18 protein-coding genes are annotated in these 23,800 nt (G+C 61.3%); 4 read left to right on the top strand and 14 right to left on the bottom strand.

Going from position 1 to position 23,800, the window contains the following annotated elements; translation table 11 throughout:
- The first annotated feature begins 77 nt into the window (after positions 1-77).
- Positions 78-998 (top strand): tRNA glutamyl-Q(34) synthetase GluQRS, encoded by a 921-nt coding sequence (gene gluQRS, locus FG13_RS24740; protein ID WP_035825285.1) that lies wholly within the window; start codon positions 78-80, stop codon positions 996-998.
- Between the two features lie 191 nt (positions 999-1,189).
- Here the strand turns inward: gluQRS and FG13_RS24735 are convergent, their stop codons facing one another.
- Positions 1,190-3,415 (bottom strand): TonB-dependent receptor, encoded by a 2,226-nt coding sequence (locus FG13_RS24735; RefSeq protein ID WP_051959425.1) that lies wholly within the window; start codon positions 3,413-3,415, stop codon positions 1,190-1,192.
- 531 nt (positions 3,416-3,946) lie between these two features.
- Here FG13_RS24735 and FG13_RS29170 point away from each other — a divergent pair.
- Positions 3,947-6,622 (top strand): hybrid sensor histidine kinase/response regulator, encoded by a 2,676-nt coding sequence (locus FG13_RS29170; protein WP_051959423.1) that lies wholly within the window; start codon positions 3,947-3,949, stop codon positions 6,620-6,622.
- Positions 6,615-7,508 carry a class A beta-lactamase gene (gene bla / locus FG13_RS24725; protein WP_035825283.1) on the top strand — a complete coding sequence of 298 codons (894 nt, stop codon included), beginning with the start codon at positions 6,615-6,617 and terminating at the stop codon, positions 7,506-7,508. The genes FG13_RS29170 and bla overlap by 8 nt, the downstream gene beginning before the upstream one ends.
- Positions 7,509-7,625: 117 nt before the next feature.
- Here bla and FG13_RS29165 read toward each other — a convergent pair whose 3' ends face one another.
- From FG13_RS29165 to FG13_RS24665, 12 genes are all read right to left on the bottom strand, one after another.
- Positions 7,626-8,066 (bottom strand): DUF695 domain-containing protein, encoded by a 441-nt coding sequence (locus FG13_RS29165; protein ID WP_051959421.1) that lies wholly within the window; start codon positions 8,064-8,066, stop codon positions 7,626-7,628.
- Positions 8,067-8,110: 44 nt separating this feature from the next.
- Positions 8,111-8,758 carry a hypothetical protein gene (locus FG13_RS24715; protein WP_152598853.1) on the bottom strand — a complete coding sequence of 216 codons (648 nt, stop codon included), beginning with the start codon at positions 8,756-8,758 and terminating at the stop codon, positions 8,111-8,113.
- A gap of 100 nt (positions 8,759-8,858) precedes the next feature.
- Positions 8,859-9,125: a PAAR domain-containing protein gene (locus FG13_RS24710; protein ID WP_035825279.1), complete on the bottom strand. Its 267-nt coding sequence runs from the start codon at positions 9,123-9,125 to the stop codon at positions 8,859-8,861.
- Between the two features lie 13 nt (positions 9,126-9,138).
- Positions 9,139-10,755, bottom strand: coding sequence for a type VI lipase adapter Tla3 domain-containing protein (locus FG13_RS29665; RefSeq protein ID WP_081922701.1), 1,617 nt, complete (start codon positions 10,753-10,755; stop codon positions 9,139-9,141).
- Between the two features lie 58 nt (positions 10,756-10,813).
- The gene (locus tag FG13_RS24700) at positions 10,814-13,105 is read right to left on the bottom strand and encodes a T6SS effector phospholipase Tle3 domain-containing protein (RefSeq protein ID WP_035825275.1); all 2,292 of its coding nucleotides are present in this window, start codon (positions 13,103-13,105) and stop codon (positions 10,814-10,816) included.
- Positions 13,106-13,123: 18 nt separating this feature from the next.
- The gene (locus tag FG13_RS24695; protein ID WP_035825272.1) at positions 13,124-15,919 is read right to left on the bottom strand and encodes a type VI secretion system Vgr family protein; all 2,796 of its coding nucleotides are present in this window, start codon (positions 15,917-15,919) and stop codon (positions 13,124-13,126) included.
- 199 nt (positions 15,920-16,118) lie between these two features.
- Positions 16,119-17,114, bottom strand: a complete 996-nt coding sequence (locus tag FG13_RS24690; protein WP_051959419.1) for an extracellular catalytic domain type 1 short-chain-length polyhydroxyalkanoate depolymerase — start codon at positions 17,112-17,114, stop codon at positions 16,119-16,121.
- An 84-nt stretch (positions 17,115-17,198) separates the two neighbouring features.
- Entirely contained in the window at positions 17,199-19,403 is a 2,205-nt protein-coding gene (locus tag FG13_RS24685; RefSeq protein WP_035825270.1) for a TonB-dependent receptor, read from the bottom strand.
- A gap of 148 nt (positions 19,404-19,551) precedes the next feature.
- Positions 19,552-20,346, bottom strand: coding sequence for an alpha/beta fold hydrolase (locus FG13_RS24680; RefSeq protein WP_035825268.1), 795 nt, complete (start codon positions 20,344-20,346; stop codon positions 19,552-19,554).
- A gap of 116 nt (positions 20,347-20,462) precedes the next feature.
- Positions 20,463-21,101, bottom strand: coding sequence for a TetR/AcrR family transcriptional regulator (locus FG13_RS24675; protein ID WP_035825265.1), 639 nt, complete (start codon positions 21,099-21,101; stop codon positions 20,463-20,465).
- An 83-nt stretch (positions 21,102-21,184) separates the two neighbouring features.
- Entirely contained in the window at positions 21,185-22,150 is a 966-nt protein-coding gene (locus FG13_RS24670; protein ID WP_035825262.1) for a bifunctional helix-turn-helix transcriptional regulator/GNAT family N-acetyltransferase, read from the bottom strand.
- A 73-nt stretch (positions 22,151-22,223) separates the two neighbouring features.
- Positions 22,224-22,646 carry a hypothetical protein gene (locus FG13_RS24665; RefSeq protein ID WP_035825260.1) on the bottom strand — a complete coding sequence of 141 codons (423 nt, stop codon included), beginning with the start codon at positions 22,644-22,646 and terminating at the stop codon, positions 22,224-22,226.
- A 134-nt stretch (positions 22,647-22,780) separates the two neighbouring features.
- Here FG13_RS24665 and FG13_RS24660 point away from each other — a divergent pair, with 134 nt between their 5' ends.
- Complete coding sequence (locus FG13_RS24660) at positions 22,781-23,059, top strand: DUF1993 family protein (RefSeq protein ID WP_051959413.1); 279 nt, start codon at positions 22,781-22,783, stop codon at positions 23,057-23,059.
- Between the two features lie 3 nt (positions 23,060-23,062).
- Here the strand turns inward: FG13_RS24660 and FG13_RS24655 are convergent, their stop codons facing one another.
- Complete coding sequence (locus FG13_RS24655; protein ID WP_035825256.1) at positions 23,063-23,779, bottom strand: SDR family oxidoreductase; 717 nt, start codon at positions 23,777-23,779, stop codon at positions 23,063-23,065.
- Positions 23,780-23,800: the final 21 nt, after the last annotated feature.

Below are 23,800 nucleotides of genomic sequence, written 5' to 3'. Positions count from 1 at the left end.
CACTGCCTGAATTGCAGCCAATCACACGTTATCCAGAAAAACCGCGCCAAGCCTATACATAATCAACAGTTCTCTGCATGCCCGTTCCCACCGCCCCCTACATCGGCCGCTTCGCCCCCTCCCCCTCCGGTCCCCTGCACATGGGCTCACTCGTTGCCGCCATGGCCAGTTATCTTGACGCGAAGGTGCATCGGGGCACGTGGCTGTTGCGTATCGAGGATCTGGACTATGACCGCAATGTCGAGGGCGCCGATCTCGGCATCCTGGCCAGCCTGCAGCGCTGCGGCATGCAGTGGGATGGCGAGGCGACGTGGCAGAGCCGGCGGCTGCCGCTGTACCAGGCGGCGCTGAAGCAATTGCAGGACGATGGCCTCGTGTATGTGTGCGGCTGTTCGCGCAAGGAGATCCAGGATTCGAATTTGCTGGCGGGCGCGCCGAAGAATGGGGCCGCCGTGTATCCGGGCACCTGCCGCCACGGCTTGGCGCCGGGCAAGGCGGCGCGGGCCTTGCGGCTGCGCGTGCCGCAGGGGGCCGATGCCGTATACGCTTTTGCCGACCGCTGGGCCGGTCCGCAGCGGCAGGATCTGGCCAGCGACGTGGGCGACTTCATCGTGCTGCGCGGCGATGGTTACTGGGCGTATCAGCTGGCCGTCGTCGTCGACGATGGCGCGCAGGGCATCACGCAGGTGGTGCGTGGCGCGGACTTGCTCGATTCCACGCCGCGCCAACTGTATCTGCAGGATGTGCTGGGCTTGCCGCATCCCGGCTTCCTGCACGTGCCTGTCGTCACGAACGACAGCGGCGAAAAGCTGTCCAAGCAGACGGGTGCCCTCGCCTTCGATACAGGAACACAAGCCACCGAACTGCTGGCGTCAGCGCTACTGCCGGCGGCCCGCTTCCTTGGCCTCGACGTGCGCGCCGAGAACGTGGAAGAGTTCTGGCGGCAAGCCATTCCCGCCTGGGCGCAGCGGCTGGCACGCCTTCCCGAACGGGCATAAAAAAACCCGCCGCGGCGAACCGGGCAGGTAGCAATGCAGGCGCCAGCAGCTAGGGCCGGCCCTGGAACCGAACACTTAAGAAAACCGTAGCGAGCGGCAGTGAGTTGCGGCTGAGAAGCGCAGCTGTGCTTTAGCACAGTGAGCATCGCAGGCCGCAAATCACGACGCGCAGTAGGTTTGCTTATGTGTTCTTAGAAGTTGCCTTTGAACTGCACCCCAAACTGACGTGGCTCATTGATGAAGCCCGTGCGGTTGTTGAAGTCGATGGCGCCCGTGATACGCTGGGTGTCGGTGATGTTGCGGCCAAAAACGGCCATTTCATACTTGCCAGCATCCCAGGTGTAGCCCACGCGCAAGCCACCTTCGACCATCGGCTTGCCGGTGAACTCGGTGGACTCGTACAGGAAGAAGTTGATCTTGCTGCGATAAGCCCAGTCCGTGAAGACGAAGAATTCGCCGTTTTCCATCGGGATCGAATAGCGGCCAGTGGCGGTGACCGTCCACTTCGGCGCTTGCGGCAATGGGTTGCCGTTGATAACAGCACGGTTAGCGGCGTTGATCGGATCGGTCACGGTGCAGCTGCGGCATGTGGCCACCGACAGGGATGGATCCTTGATTTCCGTGAAGTTGTAGCTGCCGCCCAGCGACATCTTCAGGCTAGGCGTGACAAACCCTTCCAGTTCCAGTTCCGCGCCGCGGCCATTCGTCTTGGCCGCATTGATCAAACGCGTCACGTTCGAGGTGCCGCCAACGACCGTCAATTGCTGGTTTTTCACCTGGTAGTTGTACAGGCTGAAGGCGACACGAGCGCGGCGCTCGAACAGGTCGGCCTTGATGCCCGCTTCGAACGAGGTGATCGTTTCGGCATCGGCCACGGTCACGGACACATCCTTGCTGGCTGGCGCGATACTTGGTGCGCGGAAACCGGTGGCGACACGGCCGTAGAAGTTCACGTCCTTGTTGTACTTGTAGGTACCGCTCAGGTCCCAGTTGACCTTGGCTTTGCTGACATCGGCGCTGGTCGGGTTGATTTGCGGGACGTTGTTCGCTACTACCGTGTTGAAATCCTTCTTGTCCTTGGTGTAGCGCAAGCCGGCACGCAACATGAAGTCATCGTTGACGGCATAGTTGACGGAACCAAAGGTGGCCCAGGCCGTGTTTTTCTGGCGGCTGGCCAGGTGCGAAACGAGCGCATGGTCGCTACCGCCGAAGTTATCCGTATAGCCGTTGGCGTCCTCATTGAAGTAGTACACGCCAGCCTGCCAATTCAGCGGACCGGCACTTTTCGATTCGGCGCGGAATTCTTGCGAGTACTGTTTCACGCTGCTGATGCCGCCAGCAGTTTCCACCGGGAATGGAATCGCTGGCACCATGCCTGGTGCGCCACCGTCGATGTCGCCATGCGACACATACTTGCCCACGCGTTCGAAACCGGTGATCGAGTACAGCTTGACGCCGTCGAGTTCCCAGCTCAGGCGAGCGCTGGCGCCATTGGTGCGCAGCTCCTGGAAGTTCAGGGCATCGGTGTAAGATTTGGTCGGATCGAAACCGTCGACCAGGTCATTCGTGCCAAGCTTGATGGCGTTGGCGAAGAACACGCGCGCGCTGCCCGTGGTGCTGCGCTGATGCACATTGAACAGGGCGTTGAACGTGCCGTTCGGCGCATACATCAATTGCACGCGTTCGGCATGTTCGTTGTAGCCGTCCAGCGCGTTTTTCTTGCCTGTAAACGTGTTGTCGACGTAGTCGTCGCGGTGCTGGCGCAAGGTCGAGACACGCATGGCCCATTCTTTGCTCAGCGGCACGTTGACGGCGCCATCGAAATTGGTCGTGTTGTGCGTGGCGGCGGAGACGTTGTAATAGCCTTCAACCTTGTCCAGGTTCGGCTTGACGGATTCGAACTTGACCACGCCGGCAGGGGTGTTGCGGCCGAACAAGGTGCCTTGCGGGCCGCGCAGCACTTCCACGCCAGCCACGTCGAAAATCGGATAGCCCTTGAGGATAGGATTTTCTTGCACGACATCGTCGTAAATCAGGGAAACAGGTTGCGATGCAAAGATGTTGAAGTCGGTATTGCCGTAGCCGCGGATGTAGAAGCGGGGAAAGGTGCGGCCATTCGACGATTCCACGTTCAGGCTCGGCACTTTGCCGGCCAGCACGCGAATGTCTTGTCCGCCGGATACCAGCACGTCGAGCTTTTCGTCGCGCAGCAGCGACACGGAGACGGGCACGTCGCGGATATTTTCCTTGCGGCGCTGCGCCGTCACGGTCACGGTTTCCAGCTGGCTGGCGGCAGGGGTCGTATCAGCAGCGACTTCATCAGCGTAAGCCGAGCCGATAGGCAAGGCAGCGGACAGTGCCAGCATAGCAGCGCTTTTGGCGCACAAACGCTTGTGCATCTTGGACATCTTGATCATGTTGTTTCCCAGAAGTTTAAAAAAGAATTGCGAAACCTGTCTCCGGCTTATGTACGGCGCTGGATGATCGTCTGCACCATCACGGTGCAGCAGCGCGAGCGGATGTCTCTCCACTCCTGGCGTCACTGGCTCTGCCCTGGCTGTCGTGCTAGCTGACAGCGGTAGCGGCCGCATCTCTGGGATGTCTGATGAACACCAACTTTTGAGTAAGGCGCCAATTTAATTCAAGCGCCTTGTGCGCTGCAAGAATATTGTTATGTAAAATATTCATTCATCAACATAATGGGCCGACTAGTGGTTATTCAGCCACAATACCGCCTCTATCTTGCTATTTCCTTGCTATTTCATTGCTATTTCCCCCGGTCACCTGCCGCAGGGCGCGACTTTTTTTGCCTGGCCCGCGAAAGCGGAATTGGCGTCCAGCAAGACAGCCCCGGCGGTAAAAATAGTTGTAATATCGCCAGAATTGAGTTGCCAAGCCGCCCCATTCCAGTGCGGCGGCAGCCCCCTGCACCATCGTCGATCGCCTCCATGCCAGAATCCAGCCAACCCAGCAACGCCGTCCCGTCCGCCACCGTCGCCGCCCAGGCGGCGCATTTACTGCTGAGCGCCCATTGCGACATCGTCTGGAGCACGAAAACCTTCGGCCAGTTCGATGCCGACCAGCCATCCTGGCGCGCCTTCACGGGCCAGACCGAGGCCGAACTGCTGGGCCGTGGCTGGGTCAATGCCCTGCATCCGGACGACCGCAACTTGCCTTACGTCATGCCATCGCACCTGACCAGCGTGTTCGAAGCGGAATACCGGCTGCGCCACGTCAGCGGCGCCTACCGCAACATGCTCGTGCGCATGCTGCCCGTGCTGGCGCCCGACGGCAGCATCGTTGAATGGCTGGGCTCGCATTGCGACGTGACGCAGCAACGGCAGACGGAACAGCGGCTGCGCCTGGCCATGCAGGGCGGCCGCATGGGCACGTGGGAGATCGACCTGGGCAGCGGCAGCATGGCCGGTTCGGATGCCTTCAAGGGCAACCTGGGCCTGCCGCCTGACAGCCACATCGATTACGCGCAGCTGACGGGCGCCATGCTCGACGGCGACCTGCAACACTGGCAAACGGTAGTGCACGCGGCCATCGCCAGCGCCAGCGATTTCGAAGTCGATATCCGTGTGCGCTGGCCCGATGGGTCGCTGCACTGGGCGCACATGCGCGGCACCTGCGCCAGCGACGGCGCTGGCAACGTGATCGGCCTGTCCGGCATCTCGCTCGACCTGACGGCCAGCAAACAGAACGAGGAAACCTTGCGCCTGACCCTGGCGGCCGGCGAAGTGGCCACCTGGAACTGGGACATCGTGGCCGACCGGGTCACGGCCGACAGCAATATGGCGCGCTTGTTCCCCGTCAATGCCGATGCGGCGACGGCGGCGCCGCTGGCGCGCTATCTGGACATCATCCACCCCGATGACCGCGAGCAAGTCAGCACGCAGATTGCCCAGGCGCTGCAGGCGCACACGCCGTTCGAGGCCAGCTACCGCGTCGGCGCCGGCGATGGCCAGTACCGTTCGGTCATCGCGCGGGGCCGCGCGGAATACGCGCCCGATGGCACGCCCTTGCAATTGCCCGGCGTCCTGCTCGACATCACGCGCCAGAAACAGGTGGAAGATGCGCTGCGCCGAAGCGAGGAACGCTACCGTACCCTGATCGAGCTGATGGACCAAGCATTTTGCGTCATCGAAATGCTGTACGACGAGCAAGGCCGCCCCGTGGATTTCCGCTACCTGGAAGGCAATCCCGCTTTCGTCAAGCAGTCGGGGCTGGAAAACGCCATCGGCAAGACCATCCGCAGCTTCGTGCCCGACCACGACCAGCACTGGTTCGACCTGTACGACCAGGTCGTCAAGACCGGCGAGCCCGTGCGCTACGAAAACGAAGCCGTGGCCATGGAGCGCTGGTTCGAAGTCTTCGCCGCGCGCCTGGGCGGCCCCGGCAGCCGCCTGCTGACGGTATTGTTCAGCGACATCAGCGAACGCAAGCGATCTGAACAGCAATTGCGCCAACTGGCCGACAACCTGTCCGAAATGGACCGGCGCAAGACGGAATTCCTGGCCACCCTGGCGCACGAACTGCGCAACCCGCTGGCGCCCATCCGCAACGGCTTGCAGATCATGCGCCTGGCCGCCGACAAGCCCGCCACCGTGGCGCGGGTGCGCGACGTGATGGAGCGGCAAGTCAATCAGATGGTGCATCTGGTCAATGATTTACTCGACGTGGCCCGCATCACGCGGGGCCAGATCGAACTCAAGCCCGAGCGCACGGACTTGAAAACCATCATCGCCGGCGCCGTGGAAACGAGCATGCCGCTGATCGAGGCGGGCCGCCACCAATTGCAAGTGGAACTCGACGAGCAGCCGCTGCCACTCGAGGCCGATCCCACGCGCCTGGCGCAAGTGCTGGGCAATTTGCTCAACAATGCCGCCAAGTACACGCCGGCGGGCGGCCAGATCAGCTTGCGTGCATTACGCGATGGCAACGAGGCCTTGATCGAAGTCAAAGACAGCGGCGTCGGCATCCCCGCCGAATCGATCGCCACCGTGTTTGACATGTTTACGCAAGTGGGACAAAACATGGGCAGAGCGCAGGGCGGCCTGGGCATCGGCCTGTCGCTGGTGCGGCGCCTGGCCGAGCTGCATGGCGGCAGCGCCACGGTGGCCAGTCCAGGCGCCGGCCTGGGCAGCACCTTCAGCGTGCGTCTGCCGCTGCTGACGGTGGAACCCAAGGCACCCACCGAACCGGCCATCGCCGCCAGCTCCGCCAGCAGCCGCCATTTCCGCGTGCTGGTGGTCGACGACAATGTCGATGCGGCCGACACCCTCGCCGCCGTGCTCGACATGATGGGCCACGCCACGCAAGTGGCCCACGACGGCGCACAGGCCCTGGCCGTGGCGCCGCAATTCCTGCCGGACGTTATCTTCCTCGACATCGGCCTGCCCGGCATGAACGGCTATGAAGTGGCGCGTGCGCTGCGCCGGATACCGGCCGGCGCCAACGTCGTGCTTGTGGCCTTGACGGGCTGGGGCGCCGAAAACGACCGCAGCCAATCGAGCGCGGCCGGCTTCGACCACCATCTGACCAAACCGGCCAACCTGCTCGCCATCGGCGAACTGCTGGCCACTCTTTCCACTCCAACAACACTGACAGACCATGACTGAATCCACGAACCACATCCGCCGCAACCTCCTGCTGGCTGGCGGCGCCGCCCTGCTGTGCCCGACACCGATGTTGTTTGCCGCGCCCGCCACCAGCATCGCCGCCGCCCAAGCGCAACTGGCCGCGCTGGAACAAGCGGCAGGCGGGCGCCTCGGCGTTGCCGCCTGGCGCCAGGGCAGCGAGCTGCGCGTGGCCTACCGCGCCGACGAACGTTTTCCCCTGGCCAGCACCTTCAAGGCCATGCTGGCGGGTGCCGTGCTGGCCCGCAGCGTCAGCCAGCCGGGCCTGCTGGATCAGCATGTGCGTTACGAGAAAAAGGAACTGGTCACCTATTCGCCCATCACGGAAAAGCATCTGGCCGACGGCATGACGGTCGCCGACCTGTGTGCCGCCACCTTGCAGTACAGCGACAATAGCGCGGCCAATTTCTTGATGACATTATTAGGCGGGCCGCAAGCCGTGACGGCGTTTGCGCGCAGCATCGGCAACACCATGTTCCAGCTGGAACGCTGGGAAACGGAATTGAACAGCGCCATCCCCGGCGAAGTGCGCGACACTGCCAGCCCTGCGTCGATGGCGCACAGCTTGCAGCAATTGTTGTTGGGAAATAGCTTGCCGGCGCCGCAGCGCCAGCAACTCGATGCCTGGATGCGCGGCAACACGACGGGTGACAAGCGCATCCGCGCCGGCGTGCCTGCCGGCTGGCAGGTGGCCGATAAAACCGGCTCGGGCGCGTATGGCAGCGTCAACGACATCGGCGTGGCCTACCCGCCCAGCGGCGCGCCACTGGTCATCGCCGTGTACTACACGCGCGAACAGAAAAAAGCGGACACGAATCAGGACATCATCACGGCCGCCACGCGTATCGTGACGGCCGCGCTGGTCTGATTAGATCCAACCCTGATAAAACCGTCGCGAGCGGAAGAGAGCTGTCGCCGAGAGCGGAACTGTGCTTCAGCACAGTGAGCATCGCAGGCGGCAGATCACGACGCGCAGCAGGTTTGATCAGGTCGTTGGGGGCAAAGCGGCCATGAAACCGGCGTACGTGGACCATGCGGGGTCGGCCGCGCTGCGGATTTCAATCGGGAACTTTGGACGCGGCGCCAGCGCCGTGTTGAGGCGGTTGAAAAACTCTTCGCCCGACTGCGTGTAATAAATCCATTCGCGCAGGTTTTCGCCCGTGGACACCAGCGCCAAGGTGGCGAAACCGTCTTCTTCCACCACGGGCGCCAGCGCCGCTTCCAGCTCTTCCATGTGCTCGCGTTCGTTCGGCGCGGGCATGCCCGTTTCGTCTTCATAACGCCAGGCGATGATGATGCGGTCCGGCTGCGACGACAGGTCCCAGTCGTCATGGAAAGTATCGACATAGCGGTAGATGATGGCCATCTCGTCGCTATGCGTGACGATGGTGCCCCAGCTGCGGGCGGAAGTGGAATTTTCATTCATGGTTGCAACAGTCAAAAAGTAAAATCGGGCAAAGGGCGAGCAGTCTACAGTACTGGCGGGCAAGTCACATTCCACGCGTCATACTGGGCGCCGCTCTTGCGCAGCCAGACACGGGCGTAGCTGTCGCGGTCGCTCTTGAACACCAGCGCATAACGCTCTTCGGCACGCGGTGCGGCCGTGCCCACGTCGACAGCCGCCAGCGCAAATTTCAGCGCCCGCAAGGGGGCGCAGGCCGTATTGCCCGCCATCAATAATCGCGCCCGCTCCAGCAACGGTTTCTGGTACAGCAAGACGCCTTCCAGCTCCACATCGGGGATGCGCTGCAGCATGCGCACGGGTTCGGCCACCGCGCGGCAGGTGCCACGGTCGAGCCAGGCGTAATACTCCATGCCCGCCTCCTGCCAGCGCGCCTGCTTGCCCTCGCCGTGCAGCACGAACTTGGTGCGCTGCGTCCGGCACAGCGCGCCATGGCCCCGATACGGCGACGTTTCCACGCTGCCCACTACTTCGCTGCCACGGCCGCCTACCACGGGCACGCTCTCGAACACGGTGCGCGCAGCCGGCTCGCCCGGATATTGCTGTGCATAAAATTCCAGCAAGGACGCGCGCTGCTGCGCATCCACTGCCACCACCTCGGCGGCACTGGCTGAGATGCACACGGCCGATAGGGTAAAGAGCGCTACAGAGCGCATGAAATATCCTGGCATGGCATTCCTTCAATCGACGTTCAGGGGCGGATATCGCCCAAGCGCAGATTATATAGTTACCAGGAAATACAAGGAGCGTACGGCGTCAGGACGTGCGGAAGTTGACACCACCAGCGAGCAGCCTGGCACCGCAGGTGGTAGTATCGCCTTCAAAGGCGATGGCGATGCCGTTGATGGTGTGCCGCGACGAGCCGCTGGCGATCTTGCAGCCTTGATGCCCCTTGACGGGGCAGCTGCACAAGTCCCCGACGCAGGCCACGGCAATGCCATTGACCGTAAAATGCGTGGCGGCACAACTGAGCACCTTGCCGCCATGCGACGTGGCGTCGCCCAAACGGATGACTTTACGCATGCTGCCTCCCGTTCTACTTGCCCACCGAGCTTTCCAGGATGGCTTCCACCGATGGCGCCGCATAATTGCCCGGATCGACGGACGGGGTGACGCGGCTGCGGAAGATATCGCCATTGGCATCCTGCTGCTGGCGTTTGGCGTCCGATGGCGGCGTGATGAAGATGATGCTGGCCTCATTGCCGTCACGCAAATTAATCGCGGCAGTGGCGCCGCCATCGCGATAGCTGCCCATCACGCCAATGGCCATCTGCATGAACCAGGTGGCGGCACCGGTATTGCCCAGGCGAAGATCGGTATTGATGAACTGTGCGCTCTTGCTGCTGTCGATTTCCGGCCCGCCTTGTGACGCATAGTCATGCAACATGCCTTCGAGCATCAGCACCTGCTCCGGCTGATTTCCCGTACCGGCCACGATGCGTGCTGGCCCCTTGCCGCGCTCCGCCACCGGCAAGGTTTGCAGCGCCTGCTGCCAGCCCGCATTGAACATCTTCTGGCGCTGGTCACGCCGCGTGACGGGCTTGCCCTCTTCATCCGCAAATTTGACGAATACGGGCCGATGCACGAAACCGAACGAGGGCAAGCGGTCGAAGGTTTCCATCTGTTCCCGGTTCCATGGAATGGGAAACCACGGCGTCGGCTTCCAGTCGCGCGGGGGGCGATTTTCCCAGGGATTGAGTTTGTCAAAAGTATGCAAACCCACGCCGCGGATATCGGGCCGCTGGGCGAAGGCGGCGGCAGCGGCGAGCCATTCTGCGACGGTGGGTTGGCGAGACATGCTAAAACTGGACCATATTGATTTGACTGGTTTGGCCAATGAACTCTTCAAATCGTAATACATGGCCTTGAAGTGCCCCTGAACAAACTTATTCTCGGGATCCTCCCATACATAAGGGCGCAAAGGATCTATTCTGTCGCGGCGCGCCAGCACAAATACGGCAGTGGTATCGGGCATCTCGGGGATATAGTAGCCATCCTTTAATCTCATCGCATCACCCGGCTTGCGATTTCCATCGCGCGTACCCACACTATCTTCGGAATGTACGACAACATAAGGCAGCTCTGGATGTTGGTCAAAAAATTCAAAGACTTCAATCAACAAGCGATCCGGTCTCTCATCCAATTTCCAAGGACCTATCGAAAATAAATGTGCCGGCAGACCAATTGTCGATGCACCAGCTACCAATCCGGCCATCGGCGCGTATAAACTGGGCTGCTCATCAGGATCAAGAATCGGAGAACCAGCATAAAACGATGGTAAGCCCCAATACATGGGCGTGAAATTAACGCCGTTTTCCAATGCGTCGCAGGCTCGGCCTCCCCCCTGCCCATCTTTATCCATTCCTTTCCACGGATACTTCATCGGATCCTGCTCACGTATGCTGGTATAAGCACTTCCTTTTTGTAAGGCTTCCCACAATTTACCCTGCCGATATTTATCCAACGTCACGCCAAATCCGATCACTTCCAGCACATACTCTCGTCCTAGTTCCAAAGGCAGCTTTTTCTGTTGCGCCTGCAACTGTGACGCAATTTCACGTGCTTGGCTCTTAGATGCGGCGCCTAGCCATAACCAGCCAGTAAATAAAATTACAACAACTATCGATATCCCCAACCAACGAAGCATCATCATAGTTCTCACCTTTTAGGTCTGCAATTCCGAAGGATGCACAATCAGTCCAAGTAAGCTGTTATCGATGCGTCTTGGACACGCTACTTACCTTTTCTTCAGCCACTACTTTCATATTTTTTGTTTGCGATACGACAATCTTCCATAAGGCGCCCGACAGCAATGGAAGTCCTGCAGGTAAACTTCCGCTGTTGTAATAGCCAATATTTCCTTCAATAATGGATTGCCGCCATGCTGGCTCAACATCCAGATAAGAAGAATACAAAGCACGAAATCGATGCATTAATAGTATTCCGTCTCTCGGTTGCTCACCTTTCTTCAGAATCTTCACCCGCCAATCCGCCACCGCGCACAGATACGCATAAAACTGTGGATCCGACGACGCCTTGCCGCTGCCAATCGCCACGTCATACGCGGTCACCTGGCTATGATTTTTCGCGCTACCGATAATGGAACTGTGGAAAGACTTGGCACTGACTTCCCGCTGCCAGCGCAAGCGCGCCTCGTTCGGGCTTTCCTGAATTTTCGCCACGACATTGCTGTCAGGGTAGCGTTGCGCCGAGACAATTTCGCGTTGATCCAGCTTGTCTTTCACGTCCAGTCCTTTTTCCTTGTTGTAGCTTGCCGTCATCAATGCCAGCTCTCGTAGATTCAGGTGTTCTGCCCGTTCGGGAAACTTTTGATAACCGCCAGGATCAGGACGAAATTCGCTGCGTAGCTGCATGCCGCTCCCGCTGGTCGGTGCCACTGACGCATCGCAAGGATCGACTTCTTCCGCTGGTCCCTGATCGGCAACAGGACGATTTCTCATCATGGACGTAGCCGGGATATTCTCCGGATCGATTTGCGATGTGCCGCGCAAGTCGGCGGCTACGGGCAGCTTCAATGCTTCGCCCGTGATAGTTCGAATGCCATTGCGCTGCTCCGTCTTGCTCAACCGGGTATTGACAGGCCAGGCCACCGCTTGATGTTGTGCGCGGTGTTTTCGCAGAGAAACCTCCACGTGCGATTGCTCCGTTTCCGTCGACAGGCGCAACGGAAAGTCAAACGGTGGCGGCTTGCCTACCAACGACACCGTGGTCTTTCCCGTGGCCGGATCCAGCCGGATCTTGTTGCTGAATACCCGCTGATAAAATCTGCCACCCAGTTCCACCAGAGCGCCGCGTACCTGCTTGTGTTCCACCATCTTGGTATGACCGGAGGAAATACTGTACCCATCAAGACTGGATGTCTCCTCTTCTTCCACCAATTCACTTCCCGGTGCATGATCGGGCACGCCATCCCACCCTATGCCCTGGATGTTATCGAGTGCCACCGTCATGTCTTCAGGACAAAAATACAGATAAACCTTGCGGCGGTTGTCGCGGTCGTCGGCGCTCTGCCAGCGGCTGCCGACCATACCGCGATGTTCGTCCTTCTTCAGCTCGGCAAACGGCGGCTGGCAAGCCTGGCCGTTGCCCTTCGCCACGCCGGAAACTATGTTCACCAATGTCTTCAGGCGCGCTCCCATGGTCTGCGCACCACTGAGCAAATGGTAATAGGGCTTCATCGCCGCATCCTCACCGCCATCGAACCAGGCAGCACCTCGCATCAACAGAGGCAGGCTATCCACCAGGCTGTACGGCGGATGCGTGAGTATCAAATTATCGGCTGGCGCCAACCCTTTCTCCATCAGCATGGCTTGCGCCAGCAGCGACAGCAGGCAACCCTGGCTGTGCGCAACGATGCTGACGGTATCATCCGCGTCGTAATCGCGGATCATGGAAATCAGTGCGGCCAGCCGCTGCGCCGCCAGCACCATATACATGCGCCCGGGCGCCGTTTTCAGTGGCCGCAAGGCATCGCCCATGGGGTCCGCAGGCGCATACATGCCCGGACGCCACATGTCGGGCAAGCTGCTGGTGGCGTTGCCGAACGGCCCACCTTCCTTCGACAGATCCTTGTCCAGCCGGTTGCCGTAACGGTCAACGAACTGACCATGGATGGTAGTCGTCTTACCTTCAACTTCGCGGTAGCCCCAATAGAAGGGAATCACGGGGCTGTTGGTGTCCTTGGCGATCGTGCGCTTGAAGAAAACGGCATCGGGGTCATCTTCCAGCTTGTCCTTGTCCGCTGCCACAGGCATGCGGTAAGAAGCTGGCGTAAAGCCGCGTCCCAGCCTTTTCGTCAAGCCCTCGCACAAGCCATGCTCCACCGCCTTGTAGCTGACGCCCACATCGTTGACGCCATGGATGACGATGATATTGCCCGGCAGGTTGCGGCGTATTTTCACCTTCTTGCACACGCTGCGTTCGCAATGCAGGAGCGCCACTTCCTCGCCCACCACGTACGGTACTTTCGGATAGCTGCCCATCGCACTCTCCTGGCGTCATCAATCCTTGTTGTTGAAAACTTCGATGGCGGCCAGGTGCATCGCTGCGCGCTCCAGCACGTCCGTCTTGCCGCCTCCATCGCTGCGCCCATTGGCCGACGAGCCATCGCCCAGCTCCACGGCAAAGTGCGCCTGCGGTGCCAACTGCGGTTGTTGCGGCACGCCATCGACGGCGCTGTCGTCGCCTTCATATTGAAAGATGAATTGCTGGTCGGCCTTGCCCTCGGCAAAGCTTGGCAATTGCACCTCCATGCTTTGCGGGTCATTGAAGATGAAATTGGGCGCATTGAAGTTCAGCGGCGACTTGCTGCCGAAGGTGATGCCGTCGGCGATGCGGATGAAAGCGCCGTGCTTGGAGATCAATACGATTTCATCGGCCATGCCCGTCAGCTTGCCTTCGCTGGCGGTGAGCTTCAAATTTTTCGCCGCGTTGAGGTCCATGTCGTCATGCTGGCTTTGCAGCAGGAACTTGCCATGATGGGCGATGGCGCGGATGCCATCCGCATGGGCAAACAACGAGATGCCCTTGCCCGCATTCACGCTGTAGCGCTGGCCTGCCACCGCTTGCAGGTGCTGCTGCGCCACGGTATCGATATTGCTGACGGCATAGCTGACGATAGCTTTCGAGCTGGCAAAGCTGATGCCGGCAGGCGCCGTGACGGCAATCGCCGCCGCACCGCCTAGTTCGGCACGGGGCTGCGTATTGCTGCCGCCCTCCCAGCCTTTCAAGCTGTGCTGCAATTCCTGCTGCGCCTGGTCTTCCTGCTCCAGTGCCTGATGCGTGGCGGCATAGCTGCCCAGCGAGCGGAACAATTCCAGGCAGTTTTCCATCAGGCCCAGATATTCGCTGCGCGCCATGTGGCTACCCTCGCCATTCAGGCGCTTCCAGGCCGAAATCAGCATGCCCTTGCCCGCCCGCATGGCCAGCTGCTCATCGGTGCGCAGCTCGGCGCCCTCGCCGCGCGCATCGCCCTGGCCGTTGCGCCGGTCCTGCGTCAGCCAGCCCAGATTGAGCTGGGTGGAACCATGATCGCTGGCAAGCTGGGCATTGATTTGCCCGTGCACATCGTCAAAGCGCAGCTGGTTGCCACGCGTGCCCTTGATCTCACAGCTCTTGATGCCGGACAAATAACGGTTGCCGGGCAGGTCGCCCACCTTGCTCAAGGCAACCGGCTGCGCATTATGGTTGTACAACTGTCCCGCGATGATGGGCCGGTCCGGATCTCCGCCCAGAAAGGCCAGCAAAACTTCGCTGCCGACGCGGGGCAAACCCAGATAGCCGCATTGCTGCATACTGCCAGGTCCGTTTCCCGCCCAGCTCGACGCGACGCGCACCCAGGCCGAATCGGCATCCGTGTCGGAGGCGCCCGTGCCGCCTGCATGCTCGTGGTCCAGCTTGCGCGTGGCGGGAAAGCGCACCTTGACCCGGCCCATCGCGTCGCAATGGACTTCCTCATTCGCCGGCCCCACCACCATGGCACTTTGCATGGTGACTGGCGGCAAATCACTGCGCGTGTCGTAGGCCGGCACGATGGCCACGCCGCGCCGCACTGCCGTCAGTTCGATATGCATGCGCAAGGGGCCACCGTCCACGGCAGCCGCCAGTTCGCGCTGCGGCAGCGATGCCTCATCGGCCAGCCAGCGGTTACGCGCAAACAAACGCGCCACCCGGGCGGCCAGCTCCCTGGGTAAATTGTTTTGCGCCGCCACGTGCAGCGACGTGACGACAAAATCGCGCGCGGCCGCTGGCAAGGCGTCAACGTCCGGATGCTCGGTCAGCGTAAAATATTCACCCGGACACAGGTCGCGTACGCTGCCTTCGGCATGAAAACAATGGCTCTCGTAATCGTGTTGCTGCATGGCCAGCATGCCCAGCTGACACAAGGCATCATGATCCATGCCCGCGCGCGGCGGGAGCACGCGGTAATCATCGAGCGTGGCGGCAATCGCATTACCATGCATGCCCTGCGTCCCCCGTCCCAGGGCATCGGCGGTCATGAACGGCCGCGCGCGCGGATGTTCTTCATTCCAGCTATGGCGCGTCACCTTGCCCGCCTGCAGCTTGCGCACTTCGCTCCACGACGTCAAGGTGTCACGCTGTTCCGTCGCGCGGTCCGCGTGATAGCGCACGGTATCGGCCATGTTTTTCCGCAAGCCATCGGCATGGTTGAACAGCACCAGGGTATGCGCCGGCTCGGTATGTACATCCGTATTGCCCTCGGCTCGAAAAAACCAGGCGACGCCATTGCGCTTGAGCAGGCGCCGTACGAAGGCCGCATCGGACTCATTGTGCTGCATGACAAATTCGCGCTGCGGATATGTCTGCGCCTCAAAGAAATCGGCAAACGCATACTGGAAGGCGTGCGCCAGCACGGTATTGCTGCGTATCCATTCGTCGAGCAAGGTCTTGACGATCTCGATATCCGTCAGGCGCCGGAAGACGCGCGTATTGCAGCGCTTTTCCATGATGGCGAAGGCGTCCGTCAGCGCCAGCTGGTAGCTGGCCAGCGCGCCGTCGCTGTCGCCGGCACTGGCTTGCGTGACGATGCCGCAGATACTGCGCAGCTGCCCCTGATCGGTGACGATATCGATAGCCGCGGGCAAGGCAATCAAACTACTGAGCGGCAAGTCGGCATGCGTCGAGACACACAAGATGCGGTATTCGATGCCGCCACAGATGGCCTCGCTGCCGGCGATACGCTGCGGTATCAGCACGCCGGCAGGCACCTTGGGCGAAACACCCAGGCGCAGGCGCAGCGGTCGCTCGGCACCCGATATCGACTCGTCACCGTCCATGGCATTCTCCTCGTTCGCACTTGCATCGAATCAAGCTGGAGAACCGACAATGCCATGGGATGGCAGGGAAATACTTGATATTTAGTAAGAACCCGCCAAGGTTCCCACTACTTCCGTCAACCTTTGCCGCCTGGCCAGCAGGGCGGGTCTTGAACAGCATAATAGGTGCTTTGTCCAAGCTGCAAATTCCCTAACGCCATCAGCGCTGGTAATTCCTGAAGAAATTCCAGCTGATCACAGTCGCGTCCGGGCCCAGCTCATCGCTGAATGGCCAGCCGGGCGGGCCGCCGCTCCACGCGTGGTTCATGCCCTCGACCGTGTATTTTTGCGCGATGACGGCGCCGTTGTGCAGATAGGTGTCGATGGCGTAACTGCGGCCGTAGGGCACCGTCTGGCGCACGATGCTGTCGGCACGGTAGCGCACGCTGTCATTGTCGAGGCCATCGTCGCCATAGTCGTTGGTCTGCAGGAATTGCTCGATGGTTTGCTCGCCGTTGACGGGATTGACGACGATGTCGGACGTGCCGTGAAACACCATCGTCGGCATCAGGCGGCGCGGCGAGCCGGAGCAGCGCCACGCATCCTTGCCGCGCACTTTCGGATCGAACGAGCTGCCGTTGAGCAGCGAATCGGCGGCCGTGAGCATGCCGATGGCGCCCTTGTACATGCCGCCCGAATGCACCATCACGGCGGCGAACACGTCGGAATAACAGGCGGCCATGATGGACGCCATGGCGCCGCCCGCCGAGATGCCCGTCACATACACGCGGCTGTCCTGCACCGCATACTTGCTCTTGACCTTGTTCAAGATGCCCATCAGCACGGCCGGCTCGCCCGTGCCCCGTTCCTGGTTCAGCGGCAACATGAAATTCCAGCAGCGCATGGGGTTGGCCGTGGCGTTCTGGCGCGGATAGACGACGATGAAATTTTCGCTGTCCGCCAGCTGGTTATAGCGGCTGACGGCAGCCATGCTGTTGGGCTCGGAACCGCAGCCGTGCAGCATCAGCACGACAGGCAGCGGCGTGTTGGCGTTGTAATTGCTCGGTAACCAGACCTGGTATTCGCGGGTCCCCCACAGGCTCGCGTACAGGCCGAAGTCCCACTGTCCGGCTGCGGCCGGCAGCGCGGCCAGCAAGCCGCAGGCGGCGATGAGTGCAGATAAGAAGTGACGCAGTTGATGATGCAGATGTGCCATGCCAGTCTCCTGATTGTTATTAAGGACGAAAACAGCGACAACAAACCAGCCTGGCGCTAACCAGGCTGGCACTTCAACAACCTTTTAGAACTTGTAGCCAGCCTTGGCGATGATCTGGCGCGGCGGGCCGTAGAAACCGTCGAGGATGAACACGGCCGGAATGTTGTAGCCATCCGTGCGGTAGCGTTTATTGCCCAGGTTGCTGCCATGCAGACTGAAGGTCCAGTTCTTCGGCGCTTCCCACACGACGCCAGCCGTCCAGATGCTGTAGCCGCCCTGCGCCAGCGTTTCGCTCAAGTCCGTGGTCGGATAGACCTTGCTGCGGTAGCCATAGCCGACCATGCTGCGCAAGGCGCCGCCGAACACGTCGCGGTCCGTGCGTGTCAGGTTCAAGCCCACTTGCCGGGCTGGCGTATTGCTGAACTTTTGCGTATCCGCAATGTTCTTGCCGCCGCTCATGAACTCGTCATAGCTGGCATTGAGCAGCGCGAGGAAGCCGTTGACTTCCCACTGGCGGTTGGGCCGCCACGAAAATTCGAACTCGGCGCCTTTCACGGTCGCCTTGCCCGCGTTCGTGAAGTCGCCATAGAAGCCCGGCACGCCGCCCGGCTGCACATAGCTGGTGAATACCGACAACTGGATATCCTTGTAGCGGTTGTAGAACAGGGCCACGTTGGCGTCAAACGTGTCGTCTGGCGCCGCGTACTTCATGCCCACTTCCAGCGCGTCAAGTTTTTCATCCTTGTATGGCCGCGCCGAGTCCGGCACCACCAGGTTGTTGGCACGTACGTTGTAGCCGCCCGACTTGAAGCCGCGCGACAGGTTGCTGTAGAAATTCGTCGTCTTCGACGCTTCGTAGCGCACGGACAATTTCGGCGAGGTATTGCTGACCGACAAGGACTTGTCGAAGTCGGCCGCCGTCTGGATGGGCCGCGTAAAGCCCACGTCGGCAAAGGCGCGGTTGAGCACGATGGCGCGTTTCTCCTCGCGCGTATGGCGCAAGCCCGCATTGATGCTCCACACCTTGCCCAGCGGCCAGGTCCAGTCCGTGTACAGCGCCGTGCTGTCCGTTTCCACCGTGCTGACGGCGGCCGTGAACTGGCGCCCCAGGAAGTTGTTGTAGATGCCGCCGCCGGCCGTGCCTTCGAAGCGGTACAGTCCGATCACGCCGGCGCCATAGTCGCCGCTGTACGAGGCCTGCAATTCCAGGCTCTTCTGTTCGTCGCGCGAGTCGCCGAACACGTCGGCAATCGGTTGCGGCAAGCCGTCGAAGTCGATGGTTTGCTCGGACGTGCTGCGCCGCTTGGCGCCGATCACTTTGACAGACCAGTCATTCGACAAGGTGTAATTGGCCACCAGCGAGCCGCCCCGGTTGTGCGTGAAATTGTTGCCCGGCATGCCGCTCTGGATGTCATACGCATCCGTGCTGGCGGGCCGCTTGAGCGGGTCGAAGGCGCTCACGCCCATGCGCTGGAAACCGCGCACGCCGGACTTGTCGTCCGTGGCGTCCAGGCTCAGCACGACGGTCAAGGGGATGTCTTGCGGAAAGTAGCCGACGGACAGGCGCGCGGCCGTGCTGTCCTGGTCGCTGACCTGTTCGCCATTAAACGTGTTGCGGCCGAAACCGTCGCGGTCCAGCTTGGCGGCGGCCAGGCGCGCGCGCCAGGTGCCGCTCTCGTTGGCCAGGTTGAAGGCGGCCTTGAAGTTGCGCTGCTTGTAGTTGCCGATACCAACTTCCGCCGAGGCGCCGTTTTCCTTCGCGAGCGGACGCGAGATGTACTTGATGGCGCCGCCGATGGTGTTCTTGCCGTACAGGGTGCCTTGCGGGCCGCGCAGCACTTCGATGCGTTGCACGTCGAACACATCGAGCAGTGCGCCTTGCGGCCTGGCCATGTAGACGTCGTCAAAATAAATGCCCACGCCCGGGTCCACGCCCCAGACGGGGTCAGCCTGGCCCACGCCGCGGATAAACGCCGTCAGGGTGGTGTTCGTGCCGCGCGAGGCGTACACGGTCAGGTTCGGTACGCGCTCCTGCAAGTCGGCCAGGTTCTGGATATTCGCCCGCTCCAGTGCCTTGGCGGAAAACGCCGTGACGGCCAGCGGCACGTCCTGCAGGCGCTCTTCGCGGCGGCGGGCAGAGACCGTCACGGTTTCCATGCGTTCTTTCGCGTCGCTGGCTTCCTGGGCGCTGACAGCAGTGGCCGGGATGGCTTCCTGCGCCTGGGCCTGGGTGGCAAAGGCGCCGGCAACGGCGAGGGCGGCGGGCATCAATTTCAAAGCAAGTTTCATAGCGTCTCCAATGTCAGGCTTGCTGACCGCCAGGGAAGACGACCGGTTTACAGATTCGCAAGACGTCACGGTACCGGCGCGCGCAATGCGAGCACCTGCCCTGCGATGACTGTTTCCCGGCCCTCGTCCCGTGCGGCGAGTGGCCTGTTTATTTTGAATTTATGGTAAGGAAGGACTGCAACAAGGTATTCACACGCTGCGCCTGGTCCAGGGGCGTGGCATGGCGCGAGTTCGCGATGATCTCGATCTCGCACTGCTGAAACTGTGCGGCAAAAGCCCGCTTGCTGGCGACGGGCGTGTAATCCTGCTCGGCCGCCATGATGAGGACGGGCATGGCCAGGGCCTGGAAGTGAATATCGATATCCCAGTGGAAAATGGCGTCCAGCGCGGCCAGGTAGGCGCGCTTGTCCATGCCGGCCATCTGCGTGGCGAAGCGCTCGACGAGCGCCTGCTGTGCAGGATCGGGAAACAATTTCTTGCCGATGATCTTGCCCATGGCTTTCAGGCCGAAGGTGGCGATCACCGTGCGGCGCAGCCAGTAGGCAAACAGCAGCGCGGCCGGCTTGCTGCCCTGGAACGGCTGGGAATTGATCAGGCACAAGCTGGCCACCCTGCCCGGTGCGCGGTTGGCCATTTCCAAGCCCACCATGCCGCCCAGGGAAAAGCCGACGATGTGCGCGCGCGGCACGTCGAGCTGATCCATCAAATTGAAGAGGTCGTTGGCGAAGTCGCCGATCTGCCAGTCGCCGTTGGGCGCGGGACTGGCGCCATGGCCGCGCAGGTCGGGCACGATCAGGCGATAGCTGCTGCCGAGAGCGTCGATCTGCGGGCGCCAGTCTTCGGCGCAGGAGCCGAGGCCGTGCAGCAAAAACACGGGCTCGCCCTGCTGCTTGCCGAGGTCGAGGTAATGCAATGGAACATCGGATGTCGTGTGACGCCGCATTCTGTCTCCTTGCTGTTGAACATGCTTTGTGTTCAGGTGCAGGAATATGTTTTCCTGCTGTTGGAAAACATAATACGGAATCCGAATTCCGATTTCAAGTTAAATCGCTAAATAGTTCAAGTCAGGTAATTTAAAGCAACACGCACCAGTTCATCCTCGAGCGCCGCGCCCGACAAAAAGGACAGCGAACCCGTCAGGGTGTGCTGGTTGAGGATGCCCAGCAGCACGGGCGGCACCACCATCATCGCCTGCGTGGGATTCGGGTGACGGATGCTCGACGACTTGCTGGCCAGTACGGCCACCGTGCGTTGCGAGATCAGATGATTGATCTGGTGCACCCTGTCGCGAAATTGCGCATCCTGCGACGCGCGCGTGATCAAGGCCCGCAAGACGCCGCTGCGCCCGCCATTCACGGCCACGAACATGGCCACCATGGCGCGGATGAACTCTTCCAGGCTGCGCCCTTCCCACTGGCGCAGCTCCGTCAGGGTCTCGACCTTTTCCACCATGTCGGAAAAAAAGCGCTGCAGCAGCAAACGGCTCAGGGTGTCCTTGTCGCCCAACAAACGGTAAAACGTGCCCACCGAGGTTTCCGCCAGTTTCGCCAGGTCAGCCACGCCGATTTCATCGAAACGGTTTTCCGCCAGCAACTGTTCACCGACCTGCAGCAGGCGCTCGAACGCCTGCTTGCTGCGCGCCTGGGTGGGTTCCGGGGGAACGATCATCTGCGGGAAGGGCATCGGGAAGGAAGGCATGCGGCGGCGGCGTCTCGAATAGTGGAACCTAAGTTCCGTTATGGGTGCGCGTATTGTAACGCGGGAGACGGCCGATGGGGTGTTCAACTACGCGACCTGCCCTGCCATTCCATGTAGACGTCGGCGCGCTGATAATGCGCGTCGCCGGCCGGCCGCGCCACGTGGACAAAGCCGCTGCTTTCATACAGGCGGATGGCAGGCGCCAGCTTGCTGTTCGACTCCAGGAACAGCAGTTGCGCGCCGCTGGCCTCGAAGGCGTCGAAGGCCCGTTCGATCAGGCGGCGCGCGATGCCCAGGCCCTGGCATTCTGGCGTGACGGCCATCTTCGACAATTCGATGCTGGCGTCATCGGCGCGGATCAGCGCGCAAGTGCCGACGATTTTTCCATCGAGGCGCGCCAGGAAGATCTGCCCGCCGTCATCGAGGATCGAGCGTTGCGGATCGGACAGCACCTTGTCGTCGAGCGCCTCGACATAGAAATAGCGCTCCAGCCATGCGATATTCAGGCGCTTGAAGTCGGGTGCATATGGGTCGGCGTAATCGATGATCTCCACGGCGGCCCGCTCGCGCTGGCGCCGGCAGGCGGCGATCGTTTCGCCAAAGCCTTGCGCCTGCAAACGCGCTTCCGCCCGGTCCAGGCTGGCCATCAACTGCGGCGTGCCTTGCTCGAAGACCATATCGACGGCCGCACGCACATCGTCCCACAGCGGCGCCATGTCGCGCAGCAAGGCTTGCCCCGCGTCGGACAGCGCCAGCAGACGGCGACGCTCATCCTTGGCGTCCGGCATCTCCGTTACCACGCCCGCATCGAGCAGCTTGCGCCCCAGCTGTACCACTACCGGATGCGTCTGCCCGATCTGCGCGGCCAGGGCCGTGATCGCCGTGGGACCGTTGTCGCGTAGCAGCAATAACAAGGGGAAACAGCGCGACGTCAGTTCGACGCCGGCAGCCAGATAGCTGGTATCGACGCCGGCATACAGTTGATCGGAAAGACGACGCAGGCGGCTGGCCAGCATCAGGGAGCCGTAGGTTTGCAAGTTGGAGGACATGAGATCGGGATATGTGTAAGTAGTTACGTATACCCTAACGCAAACCCGCTTTCCAGGTCAAGCACCAGCTTGCTTAGTCTTCCGCCAGCGCCTCCTGCAACCTGGCCTGAAACACGGCCTCGACCATCTCCCCCAGTCCCGGCCACACCTGCGTCAGCCAGCGCCTGCCCTCTGCGCTTACCTCCACATACGGCACGTCGCGCGTGGCGCAGGCCAGGCCGATTGCGATGACTTGCCCTGCATCCTCCAGGCCGCCCGCGATCATGGCGTCGATGGGGAAAGCGATCAGCTCGGCGGTCAGATGCGGACGCAGCAGACAGGCGGGCGCGATGATGGCAAACGATGCTTCCACGTAACTCCAGCAATTGGTGGGCCAGTGGGCGCTTTTCACATTGTCCAGGAAGACAGCATCACTGAGCGTTTCAGGACGGGCTTGCGCCTGCGCATAAAAGGCGGCCAGGGCGACGAGTTGGGGAGGGGAAGTCCAGGTAGGCATCAATCTTGATCCAGGGAGCGCCGCACTGGGCTGGCGGCAATGGCGGACTGTAGCATGGTCAAGCGGCACGCTGAAACCCGGCTGGCACGGGCATCATGCCAGTATTGCTCTCGCCCCTTTACTTGAGGAGGTCCATGTCGGTCTACGCCATCACCATCCCCTGCTTTGCACAGATGCTGCGCTCCCTGACGACGCTGCTAATTAAAGGCGAAGAACGCGCCCAGGCGCTGAGTTTCGATGCGCAAAACCTGCTCGTATCACGGCTGGCGCCCGACATGCACACCCTGGCGCGGCAGGTGGAATTCACGTGCACCCAGGCGCAGGAAGCACTGTACCGGCTGACGCGGCAAGCGCTGCCCCAGCTCGCCACGCCCGCCAACATGCGACAAGCCGGGGCGCTGTTTCCGGCGTAAAGCCTAAAAGCGCTCGTCGCGCAGCGCCGGCATCACCAGTTCGCGCACGAACGAGGCATTCGACAGGCTCAGCAGCATGCGCACGACGGCAACGACGTCATGCACGGGTATCAGCTCGCCTTCGCCCCGCGCGGCGGCGTCCGCCAGCGGCACGGACAAGCCATCGTAGGTATTCAGGTAGCCCAGTTGCAGCGCCGTGACAGCCAGTCCCTGTTCGCGGAAACCTTCGCGCAAGGCGTCGGCGATGCCGTTCAGGGCGAATTTCGAGGCGCTGAACGTCACTTCCGGGCGGCCGCTCTGGCGCAGGCCGGACGTCGACCCCGTGAGTATCAGCTGCGGCTTGCCGCTGGCCAGCAAGCGCGGCACCAGGCGCTTGAGCAGCAATATCGTTGCCGTGATGTTGGTATTGACCATGTCGACGATGGTGTCGTCCGCATCGTCGAGGAAAGCGTACTCGTCGCTGAACGCCTTTTCTTCCCACACGCCCAGGTTATAGATGACCGCGTCCAATGCTGCCGGTGCTTCGCGCGCGATGCGTTCAACGGCCTCGGCCGGTGCCGCCAGGTCAGCCTCTATCCATTGCAGCTGGGTACCTTGGCCGGTGGGCAAGTCGGCAGGTCGCTGGCGCGATACGCCGATGACGGCATGGCCGTCAGCGAGCAAACCATCCACCAGCGCGCGTCCCAGGCCCCGGCTGGCGCCCACGATCATGATGTGCATTGTGTGTCCTTTCCAATGAAG

The organism is Janthinobacterium sp. RA13 (assembly GCF_000745325.1).
GTDB lineage: Bacteria > Pseudomonadota > Gammaproteobacteria > Burkholderiales > Burkholderiaceae_D > Janthinobacterium > Janthinobacterium rivuli.
The sequence above is the reverse complement of the archived record's forward strand: the minus strand, read 5'-3'. Positions and strand labels throughout refer to the sequence as shown.